This is a genomic window from Clostridioides sp. ZZV15-6388 (genome assembly GCF_020657755.1).
Lineage (GTDB): Bacteria > Bacillota > Clostridia > Peptostreptococcales > Peptostreptococcaceae > Clostridioides.
The window spans coordinates 1-255 of record NZ_JAGWCU010000139.1; the positions used below are offsets into that span (position 1 = coordinate 1).

Below are 255 nucleotides of genomic sequence, written 5' to 3' on the forward strand. Positions count from 1 at the left end.
TAATACAAAAATTAGGAGGTAGTATGAGCATAACCATAGCTTTTTTAGCAACAAATATATTTATAAAATTAGTAATCATAGCAATAGCATTTGATACGCTATTAGGATGTTTGCAGGCAATAAAAACGCATAAATTTAATAGTTCTTTTGGGATAAATGGAGGAATCAGAAAAGTAGCAATGATAGCATGTGTATTCTTTTTAGCAGTAGTTGACGTACTTACAAAGTTTAACTTTTTATTTATGTTACCACAAG

At 28.6% G+C, this 255-nt stretch carries 1 protein-coding gene; it reads left to right on the forward strand.

The window, feature by feature from the left end:
* Positions 1–23: 23 nt before the first annotated feature.
* Positions 24–255, forward strand: a 232-nt coding sequence (locus KGF48_RS20805) for a phage holin family protein (RefSeq protein ID WP_285891670.1), incomplete at its 3' end; no start/stop codon positions are given.